The organism is Rhodococcus sp. 5A-K4 (assembly GCF_046097995.1).
GTDB classification, from domain to species: domain Bacteria; phylum Actinomycetota; class Actinomycetes; order Mycobacteriales; family Mycobacteriaceae; genus Rhodococcus_F; species Rhodococcus_F erythropolis.
Map to the genome: position 1 here is coordinate 31,847 of NZ_JBJURM010000004.1, position 26,483 is coordinate 58,329.

General features: G+C 62.3%; 25 protein-coding genes and 1 tRNA gene. 16 read left to right on the forward strand and 10 right to left on the reverse strand.

The features are described from left to right. Positions 1 to 208 precede the first annotated feature (208 nt). The 3 genes from ACKAMS_RS06960 to ACKAMS_RS06970 form a co-directional block, all read right to left on the reverse strand. Positions 209 to 298, reverse strand: a tRNA-Ser gene (locus tag ACKAMS_RS06960). A gap of 51 nt (positions 299 to 349) precedes the next feature. Continuing rightward, on the reverse strand, positions 350 to 775 hold the full coding sequence (locus ACKAMS_RS06965) for a MarR family winged helix-turn-helix transcriptional regulator (protein ID WP_020968140.1): 426 nt from the start codon (positions 773 to 775) through the stop codon (positions 350 to 352). Between the two features lie 128 nt (positions 776 to 903). Beyond that, positions 904 to 2,142 (reverse strand): lactate 2-monooxygenase, encoded by a 1,239-nt coding sequence (locus tag ACKAMS_RS06970; RefSeq protein WP_003943926.1) that lies wholly within the window; start codon positions 2,140 to 2,142, stop codon positions 904 to 906. Here ACKAMS_RS06970 and ACKAMS_RS06975 point away from each other — a divergent pair. Next, positions 2,141 to 3,130 carry an NAD(P)H-quinone oxidoreductase gene (locus ACKAMS_RS06975; protein WP_408988796.1) on the forward strand — a complete coding sequence of 330 codons (990 nt, stop codon included), beginning with the start codon at positions 2,141 to 2,143 and terminating at the stop codon, positions 3,128 to 3,130. The two genes, ACKAMS_RS06970 and ACKAMS_RS06975, sit on opposite strands and share 2 nt — an antisense overlap. A gap of 15 nt (positions 3,131 to 3,145) precedes the next feature. Here the strand turns inward: ACKAMS_RS06975 and ACKAMS_RS06980 are convergent, their stop codons facing one another. Then, on the reverse strand, positions 3,146 to 4,348 hold the full coding sequence (locus ACKAMS_RS06980; protein ID WP_408988797.1) for a cysteine desulfurase-like protein: 1,203 nt from the start codon (positions 4,346 to 4,348) through the stop codon (positions 3,146 to 3,148). A 132-nt stretch (positions 4,349 to 4,480) separates the two neighbouring features. Between ACKAMS_RS06980 and ACKAMS_RS06985 the strand changes: the two genes are divergently transcribed. From ACKAMS_RS06985 to ACKAMS_RS07010, 6 genes are all read left to right on the forward strand, one after another. Next, complete coding sequence (locus tag ACKAMS_RS06985; RefSeq protein ID WP_095969514.1) at positions 4,481 to 5,050, forward strand: bacterial proteasome activator family protein; 570 nt, start codon at positions 4,481 to 4,483, stop codon at positions 5,048 to 5,050. A gap of 64 nt (positions 5,051 to 5,114) precedes the next feature. After that, on the forward strand, positions 5,115 to 5,987 hold the full coding sequence (locus tag ACKAMS_RS06990) for an ABC transporter permease (RefSeq protein WP_020905804.1): 873 nt from the start codon (positions 5,115 to 5,117) through the stop codon (positions 5,985 to 5,987). A 10-nt stretch (positions 5,988 to 5,997) separates the two neighbouring features. Continuing rightward, entirely contained in the window at positions 5,998 to 6,804 is an 807-nt protein-coding gene (locus ACKAMS_RS06995; RefSeq protein ID WP_020905803.1) for an ABC transporter ATP-binding protein, read from the forward strand. Then, positions 6,801 to 7,697 carry a glycosyltransferase gene (locus tag ACKAMS_RS07000; protein WP_019746444.1) on the forward strand — a complete coding sequence of 299 codons (897 nt, stop codon included), beginning with the start codon at positions 6,801 to 6,803 and terminating at the stop codon, positions 7,695 to 7,697. Before ACKAMS_RS06995 ends, ACKAMS_RS07000 begins: the two co-directional genes overlap by 4 nt. Before the next feature lie 217 nt (positions 7,698 to 7,914). Further along, positions 7,915 to 9,000, forward strand: coding sequence for a ribosome small subunit-dependent GTPase A (gene rsgA, locus ACKAMS_RS07005; protein ID WP_408988798.1), 1,086 nt, complete (start codon positions 7,915 to 7,917; stop codon positions 8,998 to 9,000). A gap of 47 nt (positions 9,001 to 9,047) precedes the next feature. After that, positions 9,048 to 9,875: a TylF/MycF/NovP-related O-methyltransferase gene (locus ACKAMS_RS07010; RefSeq protein WP_070796544.1), complete on the forward strand. Its 828-nt coding sequence runs from the start codon at positions 9,048 to 9,050 to the stop codon at positions 9,873 to 9,875. 3 nt (positions 9,876 to 9,878) lie between these two features. On the opposite strand, the gene ACKAMS_RS07015 is transcribed toward ACKAMS_RS07010, so the two are convergent. Beyond that, positions 9,879 to 11,732 carry a glycosyltransferase gene (locus ACKAMS_RS07015; RefSeq protein WP_047888763.1) on the reverse strand — a complete coding sequence of 618 codons (1,854 nt, stop codon included), beginning with the start codon at positions 11,730 to 11,732 and terminating at the stop codon, positions 9,879 to 9,881. A gap of 135 nt (positions 11,733 to 11,867) precedes the next feature. Here ACKAMS_RS07015 and ACKAMS_RS07020 point away from each other — a divergent pair, with 135 nt between their 5' ends. Then, entirely contained in the window at positions 11,868 to 14,087 is a 2,220-nt protein-coding gene (locus ACKAMS_RS07020; protein WP_408988799.1) for a hypothetical protein, read from the forward strand. Here the strand turns inward: ACKAMS_RS07020 and ACKAMS_RS07025 are convergent. Continuing rightward, the gene (locus tag ACKAMS_RS07025) at positions 14,042 to 14,722 is read right to left on the reverse strand and encodes a bifunctional 2-polyprenyl-6-hydroxyphenol methylase/3-demethylubiquinol 3-O-methyltransferase UbiG (protein WP_078377455.1); all 681 of its coding nucleotides are present in this window, start codon (positions 14,720 to 14,722) and stop codon (positions 14,042 to 14,044) included. The genes ACKAMS_RS07020 and ACKAMS_RS07025 overlap by 46 nt on opposite strands. A 108-nt stretch (positions 14,723 to 14,830) precedes the next feature. Between ACKAMS_RS07025 and ACKAMS_RS07030 the strand changes: the two genes are divergently transcribed. Beyond that, entirely contained in the window at positions 14,831 to 15,859 is a 1,029-nt protein-coding gene (locus tag ACKAMS_RS07030) for a glycosyltransferase (protein ID WP_241896020.1), read from the forward strand. A gap of 2 nt (positions 15,860 to 15,861) precedes the next feature. After that, entirely contained in the window at positions 15,862 to 16,788 is a 927-nt protein-coding gene (locus ACKAMS_RS07035) for an NAD(P)-dependent oxidoreductase (RefSeq protein ID WP_020905795.1), read from the forward strand. Here ACKAMS_RS07035 and rfbB read toward each other — a convergent pair. Beyond that, positions 16,785 to 17,792: a dTDP-glucose 4,6-dehydratase gene (gene rfbB / locus ACKAMS_RS07040; protein WP_024488303.1), complete on the reverse strand. Its 1,008-nt coding sequence runs from the start codon at positions 17,790 to 17,792 to the stop codon at positions 16,785 to 16,787. The genes ACKAMS_RS07035 and rfbB overlap by 4 nt on opposite strands. Positions 17,793 to 17,899: 107 nt before the next feature. On the opposite strand from rfbB, the gene rfbA reads away from it, so the two are divergent. The 6 genes from rfbA (at position 17,900) to ACKAMS_RS07070 (ending at position 22,741) form a co-directional block, all read left to right on the forward strand. After that, on the forward strand, positions 17,900 to 18,775 hold the full coding sequence (gene rfbA / locus ACKAMS_RS07045; RefSeq protein WP_020905793.1) for a glucose-1-phosphate thymidylyltransferase RfbA: 876 nt from the start codon (positions 17,900 to 17,902) through the stop codon (positions 18,773 to 18,775). Position 18,776: 1 nt separating this feature from the next. After that, the gene (locus ACKAMS_RS07050) at positions 18,777 to 19,388 is read left to right on the forward strand and encodes a dTDP-4-dehydrorhamnose 3,5-epimerase family protein (protein WP_223257871.1); all 612 of its coding nucleotides are present in this window, start codon (positions 18,777 to 18,779) and stop codon (positions 19,386 to 19,388) included. After that, on the forward strand, positions 19,388 to 19,858 hold the full coding sequence (locus ACKAMS_RS07055; RefSeq protein WP_020905791.1) for a GtrA family protein: 471 nt from the start codon (positions 19,388 to 19,390) through the stop codon (positions 19,856 to 19,858). Before ACKAMS_RS07050 ends, ACKAMS_RS07055 begins: the two co-directional genes overlap by 1 nt. After that, positions 19,855 to 20,685 (forward strand): glycosyltransferase, encoded by an 831-nt coding sequence (locus ACKAMS_RS07060; RefSeq protein ID WP_020905790.1) that lies wholly within the window; start codon positions 19,855 to 19,857, stop codon positions 20,683 to 20,685. Before ACKAMS_RS07055 ends, ACKAMS_RS07060 begins: the two co-directional genes overlap by 4 nt. A 69-nt stretch (positions 20,686 to 20,754) precedes the next feature. Next, positions 20,755 to 21,846, forward strand: a complete 1,092-nt coding sequence (locus ACKAMS_RS07065) for a S1C family serine protease (protein ID WP_408988856.1) — start codon at positions 20,755 to 20,757, stop codon at positions 21,844 to 21,846. A 34-nt stretch (positions 21,847 to 21,880) separates the two neighbouring features. Then, a complete protein-coding gene (locus ACKAMS_RS07070) occupies positions 21,881 to 22,741 on the forward strand; it encodes a RimK family alpha-L-glutamate ligase (protein WP_408988800.1) in 861 nt (286 codons plus the stop codon). Here the strand turns inward: ACKAMS_RS07070 and ACKAMS_RS07075 are convergent. Genes ACKAMS_RS07075 through ACKAMS_RS07085 form a run of 3 tightly spaced genes read right to left on the reverse strand, consistent with a single transcriptional unit; the run spans position 22,730 to position 26,441 of the window. Continuing rightward, positions 22,730 to 24,277 (reverse strand): AMP-binding protein, encoded by a 1,548-nt coding sequence (locus ACKAMS_RS07075; protein WP_408988801.1) that lies wholly within the window; start codon positions 24,275 to 24,277, stop codon positions 22,730 to 22,732. The two genes, ACKAMS_RS07070 and ACKAMS_RS07075, sit on opposite strands and share 12 nt — an antisense overlap. Further along, positions 24,274 to 25,512, reverse strand: coding sequence for a thiolase family protein (locus ACKAMS_RS07080; RefSeq protein WP_408988802.1), 1,239 nt, complete (start codon positions 25,510 to 25,512; stop codon positions 24,274 to 24,276). Before ACKAMS_RS07080 ends, ACKAMS_RS07075 begins: the two co-directional genes overlap by 4 nt. Beyond that, positions 25,509 to 26,441, reverse strand: coding sequence for a fumarylacetoacetate hydrolase family protein (locus ACKAMS_RS07085; protein ID WP_408988803.1), 933 nt, complete (start codon positions 26,439 to 26,441; stop codon positions 25,509 to 25,511). The genes ACKAMS_RS07080 and ACKAMS_RS07085 overlap by 4 nt, the downstream gene beginning before the upstream one ends. Positions 26,442 to 26,483: the final 42 nt, after the last annotated feature.

Below are 26,483 nucleotides of genomic sequence, written 5' to 3' on the forward strand. Positions count from 1 at the left end.
GCTGATCGTTCACCACAGCACAACGAGAACCGGCAGATTGCCGCAACATCGGACGTAGCACCGAAGTGGCGAAGCCATTGCTTCACCCGGCGACCCCAGGGCGGCAAAGATTGCTACACATCCGACTCCTCGACGCTCCTGCGCTTCGTAGGGCACGAAAAAACCCAGCCCACGCTTTCGCGCGGGCTGGGTTTGAACAACGAACATTTGGCGGAAGCGGAGGGATTTGAACCCCCGGTGGGTTTAACGCCACGCTCGCTTTCAAGGCGAGTGCATTCGGCCGCTCTGCCACGCTTCCGTGGGCGATCCTATCGGGTGTTCCCACGGACCGCGAAAACGGCTCCAGAAGTCAGCGCTCGCCGATGGCTTTGTCGACCTTCTCGAAGACGTCTGCCAGCACGTCCAGTTCCTGGGGAGTCAGCAGATCGACCAGATTGTTCCGCACTCCGGCCACGTGAGTAGGCGCTGCCTCGGCGAGGCGACGCCTACCCTCTTCCGTGATCCGAGCGAGCACGCCGCGACCATCTTCGACGCAAGTGTCTCGCACGACGATGCCCTGAGATTCCATCCGCCTGATCTGGTGCGTCAGGCGGCTCCGCGAAGACAGCACGCCGTCTGCCAGGTCACTCATCCGCAACGACCCGTCAGCTGACTCCGAGAGCATGACCAAAATGCGGTAATCGGCCAACGACAGGTCGTGCGAATCCTGTAGTTCGCGGTTGAGAACCTCCATGAGGCGCTGATTACCGTCCATGTAGCCGCGCCATGCACGCATCTCGCATGGCGTCAGCCACGGTGTCTCACCGTGCGCCGCCTGCGATGTCTCCTCGGTTGTCGCTTCAGCTGTCACAGGTTCCAAGTTTAGACCTGTGTCCGCCCGTCACAGTAAGACTCACCCTAAAGTCACGAATTGGACATCAGGATCGAACGGTCGATTTCGGCGACCGATGCCAGCCCCGCCAGTCCCATAGTGAGATCCAGGTCGGCAAGGAGACTCCGGAGCGCATGACGCACTCCGTCCGCTCCGGCCAATCCCAACCCGTACACCCACGGCCGCCCGTACAGCACTGCGTCGGCACCCAAGGCCAACGCCTTGATTACGTCTGCGCCACAACGAATTCCGGAGTCCATCAGGATGTCCACCTCATGCCCCACCGCATCAGCGACGGGACCGAGAGCATCGAGTGCCGAAATCGACCCGTCAACCTGACGCCCACCATGGTTGCTCACGACGATGCCGTTGGCGCCGGCCGCGACGGCCTCACGTGCGTCGTCGGGATGGACAATTCCCTTCACTGCGATCGGAAGTGTCGTCCACTGGCGAAGCTTCGCGATATCGGCAATCCGCACCGCATGATTGCCGAACAACGACACCCACGTGAGAACCGCGATCTGCAGCGCTTCTGCGCTCTCCTCGGGCGGCGTCGCCAGTTTGGCGCGGAACACCGGATCCGACAGGTAGTTGGCAATACCCTTCGCCTGCAGGAACGGAAGGTGACCGAGTTCGAGATCCCTTGGACGCCAACCCATACCGGGAGTGTCGGCAGTCAGGACGATAGCCTTCGCGCCCGCCGTCTCCGCTCGGCGGACAAACGACTCCGCAAGTTCGTCGTCGGCCGGCCAGTACAGCTGGTACCACCAGTTCTCGCCGGAGGCCGCCGCTACGTCTTCGATGGTCGAGGATGCCGCCGTCGAGAGAATCGATCCGATCCCCAACTCGGCAGTGACCGAACCGACCGCAACCTCGGCGTCGTCGTGGACCAAGCCGAGCACGCCCACCGGAGCCGTCAGGATCGGTGCAGCCAACCGCGTCCCCAACACCTCGACGCTCAGATCGCGTGCGTCCGGCGCCGCAGTCCCCCGCAACATCCGCGGCACGATCGCATGCTTGTCGAACGCACGCAGATTCGACTCCGCGGTTCGTTCGGTCGACGCGCTACCAGCGATGTACCCGAAGGCCTCCGGTGAGAGTTGCTCGCGCGCGGCATCTTCCAAGCCTGCCGCAGTCATCGGCAAAGCCGGCTTCGCGCCGCTCAGTCCCGTCAGATAGATCTCGTTCTGCATGTTCCCGAAGTAAGTCACGTCCGCGACGGTAGCGGCAAAACACCCGTCAGCGGGGAGATTCGCTAGCGTCGTATCCATGTACGCCATAACGATCGATCAGCCCGGCGGTCCCGAGGTCATGAAATGGGCGCAGCAGCCCGATCCTGAACTACCTCGCGGGCACGTACTCGTCGAGGTCGCCGCAACCGCGGTCAACCGCGCCGACCTGCTCCAACGTCAAGGCTTCTACCCGCCGCCGCCCGGCGCGAGTGACATCCTCGGCCTCGAATGCTCGGGCGTGATCGTCGAACTCGGCGAAGACGTCACCGGTTGGTCCGTCGGCGACGAAGTCTGCGCATTGCTGGCCGGCGGCGGCTACGCCGAGAAGGTTGCGGTCCCGGCAACACAACTTCTCCCGGTTCCCGCGGGCGTCGATCTCCGGGTCGCAGCGTCCCTGCCGGAAGTTGCGTGCACGGTGTGGTCCAACGTCGTGATGCGCGGAGGTCTACGACGCGGACAGGTCCTCCTCGTCCATGGCGGTGGCGGCGGAATCGGCACCCACGCCATCCAGGTCGGCAAAGCCCTCGGCGCCCGCGTCGCAGTTACCGCGGGTTCGGAGGACAAATTGAACCGCTGCCGCGAATTGGGCGCGGATATTCTCATCAACTATCGCGACAGCGACTTCGTAGCATCACTCGCCGAAGCCACCGACAACCACGGCGCCGACGTGGTTCTGGACAACATGGGAGCGTCGTACCTCGGGCGCAACGTCGACGCACTCGCCATGGACGGCCACGTCGTGATCATCGGAATGCAGGGTGGCCGCAAGGGCGAAGTCGACATCGCCAAGCTGATGGGAAAGCGCGGAAACATCACGTCGACGGGCCTGCGCGGGCGTCCGCTCACCGGCCCCGGCGGTAAAGCGGACATCGTCGCCGACGTCCGTGCGAAGTTGTGGCCGTTGATCGCCGACGGATCGGTTCAACCGATCGTGTCGACCGAACTTTCGATCACCGAGGCGCCATTAGCCCATCAGTTGCTGGATTCGCCGGAAACCGTAGGCAAGGTCATCCTCACCGTGAAGTGAGCCGAGCGGGATCGATCAGCCCAGGGCGCCGAGTTCGGCGACCAGCTGATTGATCTCGTACCGAGTCGTGTACGGCGCAAGGCCGACGGTGACCGCGCCGCCTTCGTCGTTGACACCGAGGGCGTCGAGCAGCCTGGAACCACCATGCGTACCGCTGACCGTTGCGATGCGCTTGTCGGCCAGGTGCGCGGCGACCTTGTCTGCCGCCATCCCCTCGAGCGTGAAGCTGAGCGTCGGCACCCGCGTGGGTGCGCCGCCGATCACCATCACGTTGGGCAGGGCTGCGAGAGAACGCATGAGGTGATCGAACAGACCGTCCTGATAGTCCTGCAGCGAGCTGATCGAGGTTTCGAGGCGCTCACGCCTGGTTCCCGTTGCCGATTCGTCCAAGCCCGCCAGGAAATCGATCGACGACGTGAGACCGGACAGCAGCGCGAACTGATGACCGCCCACCTCGAGTCGCTCGGCGCCACGCGCGTACGGGTTGAGCGACACGGCCGGAATTCGGTCGAGCAGTCCGGGATCGCGGAAGACGAGTGCGCCCACCTGTGGACCGCCCCACGACGGCGCACTGACGGCAACGATGTCCGCCCCGAGGTCAGCCATGTCCACATGCGCATATGGCGCCGCTCCGACGGCGTCGACCACCATCAGCCCACCGAATTCGTGCAGACGATCAGCTGCGGCACGGACGTTCGGAGCCGAACCGACGATCGGCGACGCGGCCGTCAGGGCCACCAAGCGAGTAGTCGAGGTGATGAGTTCATTGAACTGCCAACTCGGGAGCTCGCACGTTTCGATTTCGACTTCGGCCCATCGCACCTGAGCGCCGTAACGACTGGCCACACGGAGCCAGGGCGCGACGTTCGCCTCTTCGTCGAGGCGCGAGAGCACCAGACCGGTTCCGAGGCCCAACCGCGAACTCAGCGACTCGGCGAGCCAAGCCAACAACACCGCTCGGTCTGATCCGAGAACGACTCCCGCAGGATCTCCGCCGACCAGATCGGCGACAGCGGTGCGCGCACTCTCGAGAATGGCAGCACTACGACGGTTCGAGACGTGGCGACCGGAAGAAGAAGATGCAGAGGCACGGAACGCGGTGGAGACCGTCCGCGAGACGGCGTCCGGGATCTGCATTCCGGCCTGCGGATCGAGGTGGATCCAGCCGTCACCGAATGAGGGAATCAACCCCCGTACGCGGGCAACGTCGTAAGCCATGCTCGACACTCTAGGTGCAGACGCCCGCTTAGTCGAAGGCAGTCACCCAATTACCCGCCAGTACAGTTATTCGATAGCTAACTTTTCGGGGGTTAAGCGGCGTTTGTCGCCCACACACGACAAGATGGAAGCATGACGAACCCCGACAAAGAGCAGGTACTCGTTATCGGACCCGACGGTCGACCCGTCGCGATGCCGACTGCCGAGGCAGAAGCCGCCACCTCCGGCACCACCGAAGGCGCGGAAACAGAAGCCGAGTCCGTCGCCGAGATGGTCGAGCAGCCGGCCAAGGTCATGCGAATCGGCACGATGATCAAACAACTCTTGGAAGAAGTGCGCGCCGCGCCGCTCGACGACGCCAGCCGCAAGCGCCTCAAGGACATCCACACGTCGTCCATCCGAGAACTCGAACAGGGCCTGGCACCCGAACTCCGTGAAGAACTCGAGCGACTGAGCCTCCCGTTCACCGACGACTCCATTCCCTCCGACGCCGAACTGCGAATCGCGCAGGCCCAACTCGTCGGCTGGCTCGAAGGACTGTTCCACGGAATTCAGACCGCACTGTTCGCCCAGCAGATGGCAGCGCGCGCTCAGCTCGAACAAATGCGTCAGGGCGCACTGCCTCCCGGCATGAGCATCGGGGCTCCGCATTCGCCTGCACATCCGGACCAACAGAGCCCAGGAACCGGCCAGTATCTGTAACCCGGACCACCACTAGGTCCGAGGGAAATCCGGCGCCGACGCCAGGCCGGTAGGCTCGACCTCCGTGTCAGCATCCGCAATCGAATCCGAGACGCCGGACGCACCTGCGCCCGTGTCCGACTCCCAGACGTTCCGTCGTGCGTTCAAAGACCTTCGCGACGGTCTGAATCAGCGTGAGTTGTGGCTCAGCCTCGGCTGGCAGGACATCAAACAGCGCTACCGCCGGTCGGTGATCGGTCCGTTCTGGATCACGATCGCCACCGGCGTCCAGGCCACCGCCATCGGCATTCTGTACGCGGCCCTGTTGGACATGCCACTCCAGGAGTTCCTGCCGTATGTGACGGTGGGCCTGATCGTGTGGAACCTCATCAATGCCTCGATCATCGAAGGCTCCGAAGTCTTTGTCGCCAACGAAGGCCTGATCAAACAGCTGCCATCAGCCTTGAGCGTGCACATCTATCGACTGGTGTGGCGGCAGATGTTGTTCTTCGCACACAACCTGCTGATCTACGTGATCATGGTGATCGCGTTCGGGGTCTGGCGGAACCTGAGTTGGGCGTCGTTGGCTGCGATCCCGGCGTTGGGACTGATCGTGCTCAACGCACTGTGGGTCTCGATCGTGTTCGGAATCTTCGCCACTCGATACCGTGACATCGCACCGATTCTGTCTTCGCTGACGCTGCTGCTTTTCGTGCTGACACCGATCATGTGGACAACACAAAGCCTCGAGGCTCAGGGCGGCGCGGTCCGAGATCGTGCAAAGATCGCCGAACTCAATCCGCTGTTCCACTACCTGGACATCGTCCGCGCGCCGATGATCGGGCAGCCGCAAGAGCTTTACCACTGGTACATCGTCATCACGATCACGGTGGTCGGCTGGGCCGTCGCATTGCTGGCGCTTCGCAAATACCGGGCCCGCGTGCCCTACTGGGTTTAGGGACATCGCAATGACCGAACATGTGAACATCTCAACGCACAACGCCTGCGTCGACTTCCCGATCTTCGACGCGAAGTCCCGGTCGATGAAGAAGGCATTCCTCGGTAAAGCGGGTGGCGCCATCGGCCGCAACAGTTCCGACGTTGTGGTCGTGGAAGCCCTGAAAGACATCACGATGACGCTCAAAGAGGGCGACCGTGTAGGGCTGGTCGGCCACAACGGCGCCGGAAAGTCCACCCTGCTGCGCTTGCTCTCCGGGATCTACGAACCCACCCGGGGATCCGCCACCATTCGCGGACGCGTCGCACCTGTTTTCGACCTCGGAGTCGGCATGGATCCCGAGATCTCCGGCTACGAGAACATCATCATCCGCGGCCTGTTCCTCGGTCAGACCCGCAAGCAGATGCTCGCGAAGATGGATGAAATCGCCGACTTCACCGAACTCGGCGACTATCTCGACATGCCATTGCGCACGTACTCCACCGGCATGCGCGTGCGCATCGCTATGGGCGTGGTCACCAGTATCGATCCCGAGATCCTGCTACTCGACGAAGGCATCGGTGCCGTCGACGCCGAATTCATGAAGAAGGCCAGAGTTCGGCTGCAAAAGCTGGTGGAACGCTCCGGCATCCTGGTATTCGCCAGCCACTCCAACGAATTCCTCGCTCAGCTGTGCAACAGCGCGATGTGGATCGACCACGGCCAGATCCGCATGCAGGGTGACATCGAGGATGTCGTGCGCGCCTACGAAGGCGACGACGCCGCCGAACACGTGCGCCACGTCATCAAGGAGATGGAACGGGAGAACACCCTGTGAGCGCACCCGAGAAAATCATCGGGGTTGTCGTCACGCACAAGCGTCGTGAACTGCTGGCCGAATCCTTGAAGGTCCTCAGCACCCAGTCGCGGCCGCTCGATCACCTGGTTGTCGTCGACAACGCCGACGAAGCCGATGTGAAAGAGCTCGTCGACAACGCTCCACTGCCGACGAGTTACATCGGTTCTCAGCACAACCTCGGCGGTGCCGGAGGATTTGCTCTGGGCATTCTCTACGCACTTTCGCTCGGCGCCGACCGCGTCTGGCTCGCCGACGACGACGGGCGTCCGGAGGGCCCCGAGGTCCTGGAAACCCTGCTCGACTGTGCAATTCGGAACGACCTGGCCGAGGTCTCCCCCGTCGTCTGCGACATCGACAACCCAGACCGCCTCGCGTTCCCCTTGCGCCGCGGCACGTCGTGGCGCCGGTTGCGTTCCGAACTCGGCGACGAGGATCTCCTGCCAGGCATCGCGTCCCTCTTCAACGGTGCACTGTTCACCGCCGATGCGATCGATGCTGTCGGAGTTCCGGATCTACGCCTGTTCGTCCGCGGCGACGAGGTCGAGGTACATCGTCGCCTCGTGCGCTCCGGCCTGAAGTTCGGTACCTGCCTGCAAACTGCTTACGTCCACCCCAACGGCGCGGACGAGTTCAAGCCGATTCTCGGCGGACGTATGCACACGCAGTACCCCGACAACGACACGAAGCGCTACTTCACGTACCGCAACCGTGGATACATCCTCGCCCAACCGGGAATGCGGAAACTGCTTCCGCAGGAATGGGTTCGGTTCGGCTGGTACTTCCTGATCACCCGCCGCGATCCGGCCGGACTGCGCGAGTGGATGCGACTGCGCAAGCTCGGCCGGGAAGAGAAGTTCGAACGCCCGAGTTAAGTCAGTCGTCCTGAGTTGAAGCAGTTGCCCTGAGTTGAAGCAGTTGCCCAAACATCTTTTAAATCAGTTGCACAGTCGCGTCTGCGGCTGAGACGATTCTGATCCGACGCATGGTGCGTCCTGAGAATTACGAGGAGTGAGTATTGATGACTGTCGTGTTCCGCAGTTTCAGCGCCGTCAACGTTCACACTTCTTCGTACTCGAGGACACAATCACCATGCCGGAAAACAACACGCTCCTGACCGAATACGGTTGGAACGCAACACTCTCGAACACATTCACTACCCTGGCCCCACCGGACTCCGCACCCGGGCGCGTTCTTCGCGTCGACCGCGGCCGGTGCGACGTGGCCGTCGCCGAAGGCACAGTTCGCGCACTCACCGGCAGTGATCCGCTCGCTACCAGCCAACTGTGCACGGGTGACTGGGTGGCCGTCGCCGAGGTACTGAACTCACGCGAACCCGAGATGCACACGGTCACTTCAATACTCCCCCGATCGAGCAGCATCGTTCGATCCTCGGCGTCCGGAAAATCGGAAGGCCAGATTCTGGCTGCGAACGTCGACACCGTCGTCATCGCCACGGCTTCGGACGGCGACGTCGATCTCGGGCGCATCGAGCGACTACTCGCACTCGCCTGGGAAAGTGGCGCAACACCTGTCGTCGCACTCACCAAATCGGATGCAGCTCAATATATCTCCGACACTCTAGCTGAGGTCTCTGCCATTGCGCCCGGCGCAACAGTGCTGGCCGTCAGTGCCGAGACCAACGAAGGAATGGATGTACTCGATGCAGTTCTGGACGGCACCGTGGCGATATTCGGTCCATCCGGCGCCGGTAAGTCGACGCTCGCGAACGCACTCCTCGCGGACACCACAGGCGCCGATCGACTCGAGACCGGCCGCGTTCGAACCGGCGACGGAAAGGGACGCCACACCACAGTCACGAGAGAACTGATCCCCTTCTCCGGCGCCCGGACGTTGATCGACACACCCGGCCTGCGAGGGGTTGGCATGTGGAATGCGGCGGAGGGAATCGACAAGACGTTCCCCGAGATCGAGGAACTGATTGCAGAGTGCCGGTTCTCGGATTGCGCACACAACTCCGAGCCGGGATGCGCAGTCCTGACCGCACTCGGGCGCGGCGATCTGGACGAGCGGAGACTTGCGAGCTACCGGAAACTACAGCGAGAGAACGCGTGGAACGCCGCCCGAAGCAATGCTCGGCTGCAGGCAGAGAGGACGCGGGAGATCAAGGTGATCTCCCGCAATCTCAAGAGTCACTACCGTGGTCGGAACCGGTAGCGAACAAAGCCTGGCAGCATGGGGGGTGATCCCGACGAGAGGTTGTCATGTTCGAGCGGTTCCGTTCCAGCGCCAGGACCAAGCTTCAGCGTGCGGTATCCGAGGTGGTCGAGACCGCCGACCGTCGCAACGCCGATCGCACGCAGCAGATCCTCGACGCGCTGGCACTCTCACGTGACGAACTGGCCGAGGCCCGCGTTGACATCGCGGGCCTCCGGTCCAGGATCGACGAGCTGGAATTTCGCCAGCGTCGGGATCTGGCCTACGCCGTGGATCTGGAAGCGACAGCGTCGACTGCCGAGTTCATCCTCGAACACCTTCGAGTCGCGGAGACATTCGGCCACCCGCACGACACGCTGCGCCACGCATTGGGCTTGATCGAAATACCCGGCATGGCACTCGAATTCGGCGTCGCCAGCGGAACCACACTCAGGATCGTCGCGGAGGCTTTCACCGAACGCGAGGGGACCGTCGCAGGTTTCGACGTGTTCTCCGGCCTTCCGGAGACCTGGCGCACCGGGTTCCCGGTCGGCGAGTTCGCACAGGAATCCATCCCCGAAGTGCCTGGAGCGCAACTTGTTCCGGGCCTCTTCGAGAACACCTTGCCCTCGTTCCTGAACGACGAATCCGGCCCCGTTGCGTTCCTGCACCTCGACGCCGACCTTTACTCGTCCACCAAGACCGTGCTCGATCTCCTCGGCGACCGACTGGTCCCCGGGTCGATCGTCGTCTTCGACGAGTTCTTCAACTATCCCGGATGGCAGCAGCACGAATACCGGGCGTGGACGGAGTTCGTCACACGCACCGGCATCTCGTTCGAATACCTCGGGTACACCGTCGACAACGAGCAGGTCATCGTCGAGATCACCAGCTGAGAATCACTTCTCGTACAGACGTGCCCAGTTCTCTCGACTCGTGAGTTCCGGCATCGCAGCACGGTACTTCGCCGACACGGCAGGTGCTTCCTTCTGGAATCGACGCAGTAGCTTCACCGTTCGGATCAAGAGAGCACGCGCCGTAGCCTTGTCTCGCTGCCGGATACGTACCCCCGACTGCGAAGCATCGGTGACGACTACATGGTCGAACTGCGAGATGTGCCACCAGTGCGCATCCTCGCGCGGAATATTGACCAAACCGCCACGGGTGCGCCCCAGCCACTGATTCAACCCACGTTTGGCCAGAATCACTCGCATCAGGCTCGGTTCACCACCGGCACGCTCGGTGTGGAGTTCGTTCGAGGCGATCGGGGCGGTAGCCGCATCGTGTTTGATCGTCTCGGCATACTGCGCTCGGCCGGCACGGATGCTTGCCATGGCCTCGATGCCGCCGTCCCGCAACGCTTCCGGACCGTCGAGATAATCCTCGATGCCCTTCAACGTCGTGAAGGCAAGGCCGTATTGCATTCCGACGAGGAATTCGGAAATCTGGCGGAAGAACTGACGTGAAAGTCCCTTGGTGTCGAGATCGCTGTGCAAAGACCCGACGACGAGGGAGTTACGCGTACTGAAGTAGCGGGCCCAGTCGTCGAAGTCCTTCCAATAGAAATCGGCATGCCACACAGCGGCGTTGGGCAACGTGACGGTGACAAACCCTGCTTTCCGGGCCCTGATTCCGTACTCGACGTCATCCCACTGAAAGAAGATCGGAACGGGTAACCCGATGGCTTCGACAACTTCGGCGGGGATCAGGCACGTCCACCAGGCGTTGTATCCCGCATCGACTCGACGCTCTTGACGCTTCTTGAGCATGCTCGTGTTGATGAGAGCCTTGGGCACTCGTTGCCCGTGATGGAGAGTCTTCAGATCTACGTCTTCGGCACCGACATTGAGGAAATCGGGATTGAGCAGATACATCATCTGCGCACCCACCAATGTCGGTTCCACCGTCATATTCGCAAAAGCGTTGAGGCGCAACACTGTTTCTGGTTCACAGAGAATATCGTCGTCCATCAGGATGACGTCGGCGAGATCTGCCCCCTCGGATGTAGCCTCGAAAAGCCCACGTGAAAAACCGCCCGCTCCGCCGAGATTCGGCTGCTGCAGATATTTCAGCTTCTCACCGAGCTTGTCTGCCGCCTCGACGAAGCGCGCCCGATCTTTCACCAGGTCGTTACCCTGATCGACGACGTACACGGAGCTGACGAGGTCACGCACAGTGGCATCGGAAGCCAGTGCAGCAACAGTCTCGGCACAATCGTCGGCCCGATTGAAGGTGCAGATCGCCACCGAGACCGGGCGAACCGTCTCCGGAGCGGCCACGGTCCATTCCAAGTGGTCGATCGTCATCGGAGCGTCGACAGAATCCACCTCGAGCCAGAGGGCGCCGCCGTCGACGAACTTGTCCAACGATGTGGTCAACGTGACCTCCGAGGACCCCGATCCGTCGCGGGTCTCGAGAATACGGCGATGCCCGGCGATATCCGAAGCAACCATCCGGACGCGGAACCGACCCTCGCTCTCGATCCGCAGCGAAGCCTCGACCTCAGTGACAGTCGTCCACCGCTGCCAGTAGCTGGCAGCGAAACGCCCGAAATAGGTGTTGGTGCTGATACGTGCGCCCTTGTCCAGAGCGACTCGGTGCCGGGTCCGCTCACCGGAGCCCTTCCGGAACTCGACGTACAGGTCGTCGTTGACTATCGGCGACATTCCGACGAACACGCCGCGCTGGACCACCAAACGGCGAGCCATGACCTGCCCGTTCTCCGGCACCCCCACCTTTACCTGCTCGGGCATATGACTCCTACGTGAATCTTGAAAAAGCTGTACCTGTCACTCGCAGGGTATCCGAGGTGGAATTACCCCCGAAACTCGAAAACACAGCCTCGGCTACTGTCTCTGGTGCATCCACCCGTGCGACCTGGAGATCCCTTGACACTCGAACTACCCGCTCCCACCCGTCGGGAACGCTGGAGCTGGGGCGCTGTGATCCCAGCAGTCGTGTGCCTCGCATTCTTCGCGATCGTCACGGTGGACCCTCGCTACTTCTATGTCGACGACACCGAATCCGGTGCGGTCGGCAACTGGGTTCAGCTGGGCCATCTGATGCGAGAGGGACAATTCCCCTCGCTGGTTCTGGATCAGTGGATGGCTGGAAACTATCCGGTCGAGGGTCAGGGTGGGCTGTGGAACCCGGTCCAGATCTTCATCAACTACATCGCACCGTCCGTCGACAATCTCGCTTTGCTGGCCACGCTGGTGAAGTTGGCATTCGCGATCATCCTCGGATGGGGCGTCTATCGAGTCTGCCTCGAATACGGCGCGCGCCCCTACTGGGCGGCCGTCGCCGGAAGCGCAGTGCCCTTTGCCGGGTTCACCCTGTACTTCGAGTACCCGTCGTGGGTTACGTCGGTGATCGGAATGGCCTGGGTGGTGCAGGCGTGGGCCAGCGGAATTCGCTATGCCCGCGGCCGGTCGGGGCCGATACCCGTCTTCGTCTTCCTCTATCTCGCGATCAGCGTCGGATACGTCCATGCGGCATTGATGGCCGGAGTGACCGTCGGGGCACTGATGGTGGGCGAATACGTCCGCAGTCCGCAGTGGCGGACAACAGTGAAGCTCGGACTGGTCGGCGTCTCGGCCGCAGCCTGCGGCGCGATCACCTTTCTTCCCGGTCTGCTCTCCTCGGCCGTCACATGGCGCACCGGCGAAGAAGGTACGTTCAACGACAATTTCCTGACGGCACCGTGGTCGGAAACACTGACGGCGAGTATTCCGTCGTCCGTCTCGAGCATCGAGTCCTGGACGGGCGAAACCACCTACGCACCGATCACCTACATCGCCTGGTTCGCGATACCGGCACTGGCATTCATCGGCTGGCGGAAAGCACAGGGTTCGCTGCGAGAGTTGGTGACCCCGCTGCTGCTGTTGGCCTTCATTCTGCTGTTCACCGCGGGCCCCAGCGACATCGGCCAGATTCGGTGGCCGGCACGACTACTTCCCTTCGTCGCGGTGTTCTCCCTGGTACTACTCGGTGTGCTGCTGAGCCGATTCGGGACTTTGGACAAACTGCGATCACGCGTCATCGCTGCATCGTTGATCGTGTTCGTCTTGATGATTCGTGCCAGTTCTTCGGGTCCGCAGTACTTCATCCGACATCTCACCTGGGCTGTCGTGATCATCGCCGTCGGAGCACTCGCCATCTACCTCGGTCGTAGATACGGCGCCCCGGCGATCGCAGGTCTACTGATTCTCACCATCGCTCCGGTGACTCTGTATCAAGTGATCGCGTATCCCCAGGCGCTGAACAAGTGGTACCTGCCGACCAGCCAATCCGAAGCCAAGGCGAACTTTCCGGATTTCCCGGGCACGACCCTTCAGTTCGGCAATCGCGCGCTGATCCGAATCGACGCCGAAACAACAGAACTCCCGTGGACTTCGCAGGTGTACGGAAACTACGCCAAGGTGCTCGATCTCGACTACGTCAACGCGTACACCCCGGTCGGCCACGCGGACTTCGCTTCGCTTCTGTGTATGGGATTCGACGGGTCGACGTGCGACGACGCCTACCGAAACGTGTTCAGGCCGGATGAATACACCGGTCGAACCAGCGCAGACCTGATGCTGCTCGACCGCGTCGTCCTTCAACGGAAGCAGTACCCGGGCGCTGACAACGAACCCGCCCCACCCGGGTGGCACTGGGCAGAAGTGCCCGAGGTCGCCCAGGACCAGATCTACGTCCTCGAACGCGACGCCGGCCCGATCTCCGGTCAACCGGGCCGTGTGTCGGCAACTGTCAATGCCGACGCACAGTCCGAGTACATGAGCGTCAAGAACGAGCGTGTGCGAGTCAGCTCACCGGGCGGTGGCAGCGTGGTATTCGCACGGTTGGCATGGCCGGGCTACACCGCGACCCTCGACGGCGAACCCATCCCGACCAAGGGCCTTGGCGGAACGTACCTCTACGTCGATCTGCCGCCTGGCACCGACAACGCGGAACTGGTGATCAACTTCCGTTCCCCAGGACAGAGGATCGGCTATGTCGGTATGGGCTTCGGGCTCGTTATCCTTGCCGGCCTCTCCGTGATCTACTACCGCGACAGGCGTCAGAGCCGGGACGGGACCTCCGCGATCACCACAGACTCGTTGTAGATGAACGGCTTTCCCATCCACCGCGGAAACGGGAACGACAGCGAGCGCCTGACTACAAGACCGTTGTCCGCACAGATCTTTTCGAGGTCGACGCCGTCGAGGAAGACGGTATGCGTGGGATCGCTGGCGAAGCCACGTTCCTGAGGGCAGATCAGCATGACGGTCGCACCCGGTTCCAGGAATGGAAGGTACTCGGCGACGATGCCGGAAGCTTCTCCCGCCGGCAGGTGCTCGAGGAGATGCGCCATCAGCATTCCGTCGAAGGTTCGCTGATCGCTTTCGGAGTGAAATTCCGCAGAAGAGTACGCCTCGAACCCGAGCGATCGACAGAACTCCACCGAATGTTCGTTGTGGTCCACCCCGACACTGCCAGGGGGAAGATTTCGCAGATTTCGGCCGATCCCGCAGCCGACGTCGAGCACCTTCCGGCCGCCGAGGAAACGTCGGATATTCCACTGATACGGCGCTTGCACGTTCAGAACGCGCTTCCATTTGGCGCCTTGAAGCTCACGCAACCGAGCCGTGTACTCGGTGTCGGTGGTATCACCGCTACCCGTATCGGCTCTCCCAGGAAGGCCTGTGTTCTCGCGATTGTTCTCGCGTCGATCGTTGGTGTGATCTTCGAACTCGGCCACTGGAGACTCACTTTCGTCGAGTGATCCGGATCATAACTTCACGATTCTCCGACATGTACGCCCCCACGCCGAGAAGCCGACCCTCGGCGACGTATACACTCCCCGCCTGTGAAGACCGATGGCACACCCGAGTCGGTGCAACCGCACCGAATTTCCGTCGTCGTGCCGGTTTACCAGGGCGAACACACTCTCAATGCACTCATCGACGAGATACTTCCCCTGACGAAAACCCAGACCACTCCCGGCGGGCGGCTGTTGGTCGTCGAAGAAGTCCTTCTCGTCTTCGACCACGGTCCGGACGGATCAGCTGCGGTCATCCGTGAACTCGCGAGACAACATGACTTCATCCGACCCATCTGGCTCTCGCGCAACTTCGGCCAACATCCGGCAACACTGGCGGGAATGGCGTCGAGTGGTGGCGAATGGGTTGTCACCATGGATGAAGACGGCCAGCACGACCCGGCCGACATCGGTGGACTCCTCGACACTGCACTGGATCAACAGGCCACCCTCGTCTACGCGCAGCCCGTGAACGCGGCACCCCACGGTGCGCTACGCAACGCGGCGTCGAAGTCGTCGAAATGGTTGACCACCAAAATTCTCTCGTCCGAGAACTCCGTGAAGTATCAGAGCTTCCGACTGGTCCTCGGAGAGGTCGGACGGTCGGTCGCCGCATACGCCGGATCCGAGGCTTACCTCGACGTGGCTCTGGGCTGGATCGCGGGAGAGGTCACCACCAGCCCGGTTCAACTGCGTGAGGAACGCGGACGCGCATCCGGATATCACCTCAGAAGCTTGCTGTCGCATTTCTGGCGAATGGTTCTCTCCAGCGGCACCAAGGGCCTGCGAATGGTCAGCTTGATCGGCTTCCTGTTCGCTGTCGGCGGTCTCGTCATCGTCCTCTACGTGTTGGCGTCGTACGTGTTCTTCGACGCCGGCGTCGAGGTACGAGGATGGGCGTCGACGATGATCGTGATGCTGTTCGGTTTCGGGGCAGTGCTCTTCTCGTTGGGTGTGATCGCCGAATACATCGGTGTCGCAGTCAAGACGGCAATGGGAAAGCCGCCGTACCTCATCGTCAGCGACCCCGCGTCAGGCCCGTTGGGGCGCCGGAACGCCACCGAGCCACCCGCGTAACAATGAATGTCCCCACGTGGGTAGTCGGCAGCGGCGGCCTCCTCGGCAGCTCCGTGGCCCGCGAACTCGAGCGCCGTGGGGCCGACATCCGCACCAGCCGCGTCCCGTGGGGCGAACCCGCTCTGGCCAGAGAAATCCTGTTCGCCGATGCCAGGAAACTGGTTACTGACGCCGCCGGCGGCCCGTGGCGAATGGCGTGGTGCGCCGGTGCAGGTGTGAACGGTACGAGCAGTGACGAATTCGCTCGCGAGAACCAACTCATGAAGGACGTTCTCGACGAGCTGGGGACGGCGGACGCAGGCGTCGGGACCGTCTTCCACGCTTCGTCTGCCGGCGGCGTCTACGCCGGAGCTCCCGGAGCACCGCACACCGAAACAAGCGCGACCAATCCACTGGCCGACTACGGGCGAGCAAAGCTCGATGCCGAATCCATTGTTCGCGAATTCGGCTCCAGAAGCGGAACCCGCACTGTCATAGGAAGATTCGCAAATCTCTACGGCCCGGGTCAGAATCTGGCGAAACCCCAAGGCCTGATTTCGCACCTCTGCCGAGGCTATCTGCTGTCGATGCCCATTTCGATCTACGTTCCCATGGACACGCTTCGGGACTACGTCTACGTCTCCGACGCGGCCGAAATGGTGGTCGACAGCTTCACCCGAGCGGAAGCGTCGCAGGAACCGACGGTCACCAAGATCTACGCGTCCGGACGCAGCGTCACCATCGGGGCGATCCTCGGCGCGTGCCACACCGTCTTCAGAAAACGCCCCAACGTTGTGCTCGCCAGTTCTCCACTCGCTTCGGCGCAAGCCCGAGACCTACGGCTGCGATCGATCGTGTGGACTGATCTGGACCAGCGCACACATCGCCCGTTGCCTGCCGGGATAGCGTCGACCCTCGACTCCATCCGCCGCAATCTGGCTGCGCGCTAGGAAGTGGTCTTCTCGCCGGCTGCCACGTATGCCTGCTCGGTCGCGTCCTTCTGCGGACGCCACCACTGTTCGTTGTCGCGGTACCAGTCGATCGTCGCTTCCAGACCACTGCGGAAGTCCTCGTAGCGCGGGGACCAGCCAAGTTCTTTCCGGAGCAGACTCGAGTCGATCGCGTACCTCACGTCGTGCCCCGGGCGGTCGGTGACAAAATCGAACTCGTCGGCGCCACGGCCCAATATCTGCAGAATCGACTCCATGACAGTTCGGTTGTTCACCTCACCGTCAGCGCCGATCAAGTAGGTCTGACCGATCCGGCCACCGTCGATGATCGCCCAGACCGCGCTGTTGTGATCGTCGACATGGATCCAGTCACGGACGTTCAAACCGTCGCCGTACAACTTGGGACGCAGTCCGGCGAGAACATTGGTGATCTGCCGCGGGATGAACTTCTCGACATGTTGATAAGGGCCGTAATTGTTCGAGCAGTTCGACAGGGTGGCCCGGACGCCGAACGAACGGGTCCACGCGCGCACCAACATGTCGCTCGATGCCTTCGTCGACGAGTAGGGGCTCGACGGGTTGTACGCGGTCGACTCCGTGAAACGGTCCGGATCGCCCAGTTCGAGGTCTCCGTACACCTCGTCGGTGGAAATGTGGTGATACCTGACGTCGTGCTTGCGCACAGCCTGCAGGAGCGTGAAGGTTCCCACGATGTTGGTCTGCACGAACGGCCACGGATCAGCGAGCGAATTGTCGTTGTGGGACTCGGCAGCAAAATGAACGACGACGTCGGCAGCGCCCACCAGTTCGTCGACGAGAACTGCGTCGGTGATGTCGCCGTGAACAAACGTGATGCGGTCGGCTATCGAATCGAGCGAAGACTTGTTGCCCGCGTAGGTCAGCGCATCGAGCACCGTGACCTCGGCGTCGGGGCGCTCTGCCACCGTCTGATGGACGAAATTGGCGCCGATGAAGCCTGCACCGCCAGTCACGAGAACTCTCACGTTTGCGCCTCCACGATCACCGAATCGAACCGATCTATCTACCGGCCACGCACGATACCGTGCGCCCGAGATTTGTTTCTCCAGCGAACACTGGAACACTTCGAGGCATGCGCGGAATCATTCTGGCGGGCGGCACGGGGTCGAGGTTGCACCCCATCACGCTCGGCGTGAGCAAACAGCTGGTCCCCGTCTACGACAAACCGATGATCTATTACCCACTCAGCACCCTGATGCTGGCCGGGATTCGCGACATCATGATCATCACCACAGAAGACGACGCACCGCAGTTCCAGCGGTTGCTCGGCGACGGCTCGCAGTTCGGCGTCGACCTGACCTACCAGATCCAGCACGAGCCGAATGGTCTCGCACAAGCCTTCGTACTCGGAGCCGGCCACATCGGTTCGGAATCCGCGGCCCTGGTCCTCGGCGACAACATTTTCTACGGCCCAGGTCTGGGCAGTAAGCTCACGCGTTTCGAGAACATCGACGGTGGCGCCGTATTCGCGTACTGGGTTTCGGACCCCACGGCTTACGGAGTCATCGAGTTCGACCGCGAAGGCAAAGCCGTCTCGCTCGAGGAGAAGCCGGCGAATCCGCGCTCCAACTATTCGGTGCCTGGCCTTTATTTCTACGACAACGACGTTGTCGCCATCGCCAAGGACCTCGAACCATCGGCACGCGGCGAGTACGAGATCACCGACGTCAACCGTGCGTACCTCGAAGCTGGTCGCCTCCAGGTCGAAGTACTTCCTCGCGGCACCGCGTGGCTCGACACCGGAACTTTCGATTCGCTTCTCGACGCATCGAACTACGTGCGCACGATCGAGGAGCGTCAGGGACTCAAGATCGGCGCGCCCGAAGAAGTTGCGTGGCGGCACGGATTCATCACCGACGACGAGCTACGCATTCGTGCTGAGAAGCTCCTCAAATCCGGATACGGAAAATACCTTCTCGAACTTCTCGACCGCGGCAAGGACTGGTGACATGGCAGATACTCACGTGATGAGCCAGTATCGCGAACTGAAAGTGCCAGGGGCCTGGGAATTCACACCCAAGCAGTTCGGCGACGACCGCGGAGTCTTCCTCGAGTGGTTCCGTGAACCCGGATTCTCCGAGATCACCGGCCGCACCCTCGACCTTCAGCAGGCCAATTGCTCGGTCTCGGCTGCCGGCGTCCTACGAGGCATCCATTTTGCCGACGTCCCTCCCGGACAGGCCAAGTACGTCACGTGTGTCAAAGGCGCGATACTCGACATCGCCGTCGACCTTCGCGTGGGATCGCCGACCTTCGGCCAGTGGGATTCGGTCCTTCTCGACGACGTCGACCGCAGAGCGATCTTTCTGTCCGAAGGGCTCGGGCACGCCTTCCTGTCCCTCGAGGACAACTCGACAGTGGTTTACCTGTGCTCGACGGGATACGCCCCCGAACGTGAGCACGAAGTTCACCCCCTCGATCCCGACATAGCGATCGACTGGCCCACCGTGGGTCGCAGCGGTGAGCCCCTGAACATCACGCTCTCCGCGAAGGACACAGCGGCACCGTCGCTTCAAGATGCCGTGTCGGCAGGGCTGCTGCCCACGTTCGGCGAAGGCTGATGGCTTCACCGGATTCGACTGCAACACCCCCCGCCGGAATGACCGGCAGGCCGGGTCCGTTGATGCGCGTCGTCAAGAATCAGGCCCTTGCCTTTCTGCTCGTCGGTGGCGTCAACACGGCGCTCGGAACCGCCTGGTTCATTGCCTGGCAGATCGCGCTCGGCGATCAATTCGGCTACCACTTCGCGATCGTTGCCGGGTACGTCTGCAACCTGCTGTGCGCTTTTGCGATGTACCGCTACCTGGTCTTCGAAGTTCGCGGTCACTTCCTCCGTGACTTCTGGCGATTCGTCGTCGTCAATTTCGGAGCCTTCGTGATCAACCTCGCGCTGATGACCGTCGCGGTCTCGGTCCTGCACTTTCCTCCCATCCCGTCACAACTCGTCATCACTGCGGTAACCGCAACAGCAAGCTTCTTCGGTTACCGCGATTTCTCGTTCAGTCGAAACAAGAGAACAGGCAACTCATGACTCCGCGTGTTTCCGTCGTCGTCCCGGCTTACAACAATGCCGACTACATTGCCGAGACGATCGACTCGATCCTGAATCAGACCTACCAGGACTTCGAACTGATCATCTCGGATCATTCGTCGACCGACGACACCGTCAAGGTCCTGGCGCGATACGCCGACGATCCGCGGATCGAGATCCTGTCGACCGAGGCCGGCGGCGGAGCGAAGCGAAACTGGGACCGGGTCAGCGAAGCCGCGAACGGAGAGCTCCTGAAACTGGTGTGCGGTGACGACACCATCTACCCCGAGTGCCTGGCGGAACAGGTCGCGGCTTTCGACGAGCACCCCTCGGTGGTACTCGTGGCCTCGCAACGCAAACTGGTCGATGCAAACGGAAAGACCATCCTCTCCGCGCGCGGACTTGCAGGGCTGAAGGGACGGGTCACCGGGCGCGACGCGGCCCGAAAGACGGTAACGGCGGGAGCGAACATCTTCGGCGAGCCCGGATGTGTACTCATGAAGCGATCCGCCTTGAAGGCCATCGGATGGTGGGACGACACCAACCCGTACGTCATCGACGAAGCCACGTACACCGCCGTCGCACTCCAAGGCGACGTCTATGCGATCGCCAAGCCCCTCGCGTCCTTCCGCGTCAACGCCGGACAGTGGAGTGTGCGTCTGGCCAAGGATCAGGCACGCCAGGCAGCGGCATTCCACAAAGATCTCCGGGAATCGGATCCGACTCTCGTCTCCGCAATGGACGTCCGAATCGGCGACGCACGCGCACTCGCCACCTCGTTCATGCGTCGCGGCGTCTACATGCTGTTGCGCCATCGCATGTCTTGATCGTTGCCGGTTGGGTAATCTTCACCTTTCACACTCGATGGGATGACGACCGGCGGGACGGACGGCTGGATGACCAAACGTGCGGGCAGACGCGGTCTGTGGACGGCCGCCGTTCTCGCAGCCGGACTCGGCGCCCTCGCACTGGCCGCACCGCCTCTGACCCCAGGCACGATCGAGTCCGCCCCCGTCACGGTCATCACGACCACCCCACCGGCGCCGGTTGTTCCGCTCACCCCGGAGGAGCTCTCGGCCCAGGTGGTCCCCACCATCGTCACCATCACCGCGCCGGCCGGATTCACCACCACCGCCGGAACCGGGATCGTGCTCTCCCCTGACGGAGTTGTGCTCACGAATCACCACGTCATCAGCGGAGCCTCGGACGTCACTGCCGTCAGCATGTCCAACGGACTGATCTACGACGCCGAGATCCTCGGGTACGACAGCGTCAGCGACCTTGCCGTCCTTCGACTCGCGGGCGCCACGGATCTGCCGGTGGCTGTGGTCGGCAAATCAGCAGAAGCCACTCGTGGGGATGCCGTCACCGCAATCGGAAATGCGGAAGGCGGCGGAGTACCCGTCCCAGCTCCCGGCGTCATCACCAACCTCGGTGTCACAGTCAACACCCGCAACGTGTCCGACGGATCGCGAAACCAGTTGAAGGGCCTCATCGAGGTGGACGCGGACATCCGGCCGGGCGATTCCGGTGGCCCCCTGGTCAATGCCGTTGGCGAGCTGATCGGCGTCAGCAGCGCGGGCAACGCCGTCACCGACCGCACCGAAACCTCACCGGCGCCTCAGTCCTACGCGATACCGATCGACACCGCGCTACCGATCGTCGAGCAGGTACTCGGTGGCCGCTCCTCCGAAACCGTGCGTGTGGGACCGACACCCGCGCTCGGTGTCGCAGTCAAGGATCACGCGGAGATGCCGGCCGGCGCGGAAGTTGTTGCCGTGAGCTTCGATTCGCCGGCCGAGCGGGTGGGGCTGACCAAAGGTGCGGTCATCACCGAGTTCGGTGGCAGCCGGATCGCGTCGTCCGCTGATCTCAACGCGGCGATGAGCTCGCGCCGCCCCGGCGACACCGTCGCAGTGACGTGGGTGGACGCAACGGGGCAACCCGGGACCGGTTCCCTGGTCCTCGACGAGGGGCCACCTCGCTAGTCGTACAAGGCGCCAGCCGTGAAAGCATCGTGGCATGACCACGGTTCTCCTGCTCACCTGTGACGGCGCCGCCCGCGAGGCGGATGTCGAAAGCAAACTCGTCATGGAAGCTCTCACCTCCTACGGCATTGCGTCGACGATGGCGCCGTGGTCGAGCCCGTCCCTCCTCGATATCGACGCCGACCTGGTTCTGATCCGGTCGACCTGGGACTACACCCAGCGCCTCGACGAATTTCTTGCCGTTCTCGATCAGCTGACCGCCCCGATCGCCAACCCGCTCCCGATCGTCGAGTGGAACGCCCACAAGGGATACCTGACCGAACTTGCCGCGGCCGGCGTCCCCATCGTCCCAACCGCTGTGATCGCTGCCGGAAAGAGCGAAACACTCACCCTCCCTTCGTTCGAGGGTGCCGACGTCATCGTCAAGCCTGCAGTGTCCGCCGGCGCTGTCGGAGTGGGAAAGTTTGCCGCCGGGTCCGCGAAGGCCCACGCTCACCTCAGCTCAATCCTCGAGAGTGGCAACGACGCGTTGGTCCAGCCCTTCATCTCGGATGTCGTAGACGGCGAGCGCTCGATCATCCACCTCGGCGGACGCTACTCCCATGCCGTCCGGAAGATCCCAGCCACCAATGACTTCCGTGTGCAGGAGTTCCACGGCGGAACCAACTACCTCCACGAGCCTTCCGCCGCCGAACTCGCGGTGGCCGACGCGGCACTGGCCGCGACCCCATGCGGCCCCGGCGAATTGCTTTATGCGCGTGTGGACGTCGTGGGGCCGGTGGATCAACCACTGCTCATGGAAGTGGAACTGATCGAGCCTGAACTCTTTCTGCCATTCGCCCCTGGATCTGCCGACGCCCTCGCACGGGCAGTTGTCGCGTCTCTAGGTCTGTGAAGCGCCTCGGAGTGCCTTCTTGTCGACCTTCCCCAAAGCAGTGAGCGGCAACGCTTCCACAATTGAAATCTCCTTGGGCGCCCAGATCGGGCCCTTGTGTGATCTCACGTGTGCGACGAGCTGCTCGGGCGTGACCGACCATCCCGTCTTCAGTACGACTGCCGCGGTAACCGCTTCTCCCCATTGAGGATCGGGGACACCGAATACTGCACAGGCGGCCACTGCGGGATGATGTCCGAGTGAGTCCTCGACTTCGCGCGGGTAGACGTTGAATCCACCACTGATGATCGTGTCCTTGATGCGGTCGACGATCGAGATGAGCCCAGTTTCGTCGATCCGAGCAACGTCACCGGTGTGCAACCACCCATTCGCGAGCGCTGCAGCGGTTTGTTCAGGTTTGTTCCAATAGCCGTCCATCACGAGCGGACCTCGCACACAAAGCTCGCCGGGTACGCCCGTCGCGGTCTCGTTTCCCTGCTCGTCGAACAACACCACTTCGACACCTGGCATCGCGCGCCCACAACTCCCCAGAACCGCGGGATCGTCCGTGTGCTCACGTGTATCGAGCACCGTCAACGCATTCGGGGCTTCGGCCTGACCGTAGTGCTGGCTCAGGATCGGCCCGAACACCGCCCCTGCCTGCGCGAGCCTGGTGGGGTCGATGGGTGCAGCACCGTAAAGCATCCAGTTCAGCCCGGACAGATTCGCATCCGACAGGCGTGGATGGTCGAGCAAGGCGTAGAGCATCGTAGGAACGACGAATGTGGCTGTGACTCCGTCATTTTCGATTGCGTCGACAACCCTGTCCGGGTCGAACGACCTGTGCAACTCGAAGCTTGCACCTCGCTGCAGACCGGGTGCGACGAGCAGACCGGCAGCATGAGACATCGGCGTGGTGAGCAGCATGGTGGTATCAGCCGGCCACTCCCACGTGGTGCAGGCCCAGGCATTGGCGACCAAAGATCGGTCCCTGAGCATGACGCCCTTCGGCTCACCGGTAGTTCCACCGGTGTAGAAGAGATACAAAGCTCGACCCTGACCGCCGAAGCCTGAACCTGTTCCCGCCGTAGCCAATTCACACGCTGATTCGAGGGCTGACAGTGACATCACTCGAGTCTGCGCCGCTTCGGCGCGCGCCTGGAACTGTCCGTCGGCAACCAACAGGAGATCGGTACCACTGTCTTTCAGCACCATCCTGTCGTTCTCTTCGGTCGCGAGCGGATGGAGGGCCGTGTAGCGCACGCCTGCCAGACACGCCGCGGCCATGACCGTGAATGCTTCAGGACACGGACCCGCAAGCAGGGCTACCCCGCCTCCGTCCGGCAGAGCGAGGCTACTGAGGACACCTGCAATCCGCTCTATCTGTTCAGCGGTCTGCCGATACGTCAGCTCGGCCCGATTACCGTTCCGATCCGTGAATCGAAACGCGATGTGGTCTGGTCGGCGTCGCAGCGCCGACAGAATCAGATCCGCATATCCCGCTTGCTCGTGCAAGCCTGGCGCCATCGGTTCATCGTTCATCATGTCCGCGTTCATCGTGGCCCTCCCAAGATCGTGACCGCGGCGACGGCTTCCTCGATGCCGTAGAGACCTCCGCCGTTCTCTGCGACCGCGATTCGAGCCCCGGGAACCTGTCGCCGCGCTGCTTGTCCACGCAACTGCGTGACAAGTTCGAAGACCTGCGCTAGTCCCGTTGCCGAGACCGGATGACCACGGGATTCGAGCCCACCTGACGGATTGACCGGACGCACGCCTCCCAATGAACTCGCACCGGACGCAGACCACGCGCCGCCCTCACCGATCGGGCAGAACCCCAAATTCTCGACCTGCTGTACTTCACCGAAGGCCGTGGCGTCGTGGACCTCTGCCACATCCACATCGCCTGGCCCGACTCCGGCTTCCTCGTATGCGCTCATTGCCGCTCGGCGACCGATGTGACTCTCCACGTCATCTGCGGCCCGATCCGTGCCTGACACCAAGCTGCAACCGAGTACCCGCGCCGCCCGCCGAGAGGAATCATGCCTTCGCGCAAAGTCTGCAGTGGTCACAACAATTGCCGCCGCACCGTCACTGACGGGCGAACACATCGGAACGGTCAGAGGCCACGCGACTCGCCTCGCGGCAAGCACCTCGTCGACAGTGAAGGGTTTGCGAAAGTGCGACCACGGATTGTCTACGGAATGCGCATGATTTTTGGCTGCTACGAACGCGAGTTCGAACTCGGTCGTTCCGAATCTCTCCATGTGCGCCCGAGCAAGAGAAGCGTAGATCTCCATGAACACCGACCGCTCACCCTGCGATCCGAGTTCACCCGGCACCGGAGCGGAGAGTGAGGCAAGGCCGGCGAGCGTCTCGTCGCGATGCGCAACGTCGAGTGCACCGTCGAACACCTCCAGACTTCGAGCGGGATCCGAGCACACCAGCTTGTCCACCCCGACCGCCAATGCGACCTCGGACAGACCGGCGCGAACGTGGGCGATCGCCAGCCAGAGTGCCGTTGCCCCGCCGGCGCAGGCATTTTCGACATTGACGACCGGGACTCCACCGAAACCGTAAGGCCTCAAGGCAATCTGGCCTGGGATCATGTGCTGCCGGTCGATCGCCTTCTGACTGACGGTCGCGTAGAAGACTGCACCGACGTCACCGCGGGTCAGGCCCGCGTCTTCGACGGCGTCGATCGCTGCACGCCCCGCCAATTCCGAGGCCGAGGTATCCGCGTGCCGCCCGAAGGGGGTCGCGCCGACACCGAGAACCATGACTTCGCCGCTCACGCCACCACTCGATTCCTCAATACACCGAGGCCGGCGACCTCGAGTTCGACTACGTCTCCCGGTTCGAGGAACCGCCCGTGTTCCAAGCCGCATCCACTCGGCACGGTGCCGGAACAGAAGACTTCACCCGGGTACAGCCGCGTGGAAGTCGAGGCGAACGAAATCACGTCCTCGAAACGATGGTCCATGTCGGCGCTGGTTCCTCGGCTCACCTCGTCTCCGTTGATTCTCGCGGTCATCTCGAGCTGGTACGGGTCACCGACTTCGTCGGCCGTCACGATCCAGGGGCCGAGGACATTCGCGTTCGAAAAGTCCTTGCTCTTACTGAGACCGAGTCCGGTGGAGATCTCCTCGAGCTGAGTATCGCGGGCGCTGAAATCGTTGAAGATGGTGTAACCGAAGATATGCGCAGGGGCATCCGCTCGTGAGATGTCGCTTCCACCGCGCCCCAACACACAGGCGAATTCGAGTTCGTAATCGCGCAGGCTCGAGTACTCGGGCCACACGACCTCAGATTCGTGTCCGGTCACCGCCAATCGGTTCGCTATGTAATACAGCGGGCGCTCCAACTGGATCTTCGGCAGTTCGACGTCCTCGAGTGCGACCCCTTGAATTCGGGCGCGAGCGTTGCGGAAGTGATCCATGAAGCAGCCGAAGTCTCGGATCTGGACCGGCTGAGGAAGCGGCGACATCCAGCGCACATCACCCCCGTCGACGATCGCACTTGCCGGCTGCTCGTCTGCGAGCCGATCCAGGATCTCCCGTGCCGCCGGACCACCTTCGATGATGGTTTGCATGGTTTCCAGTTCTGGAGCCGGTTTTCCCGTCACATCATGATGAGCTCGCTCGAGTAACAACAGTTGCTCGCCGCTGCCCGTCACCAGAGCCGTCTGCTGGGTCTTGTCGTATTCGACGGTCGCAAGTTTCACTGTGAGTCAATACCTTTCACTGAATTGTTCGTTAGGTGAGGC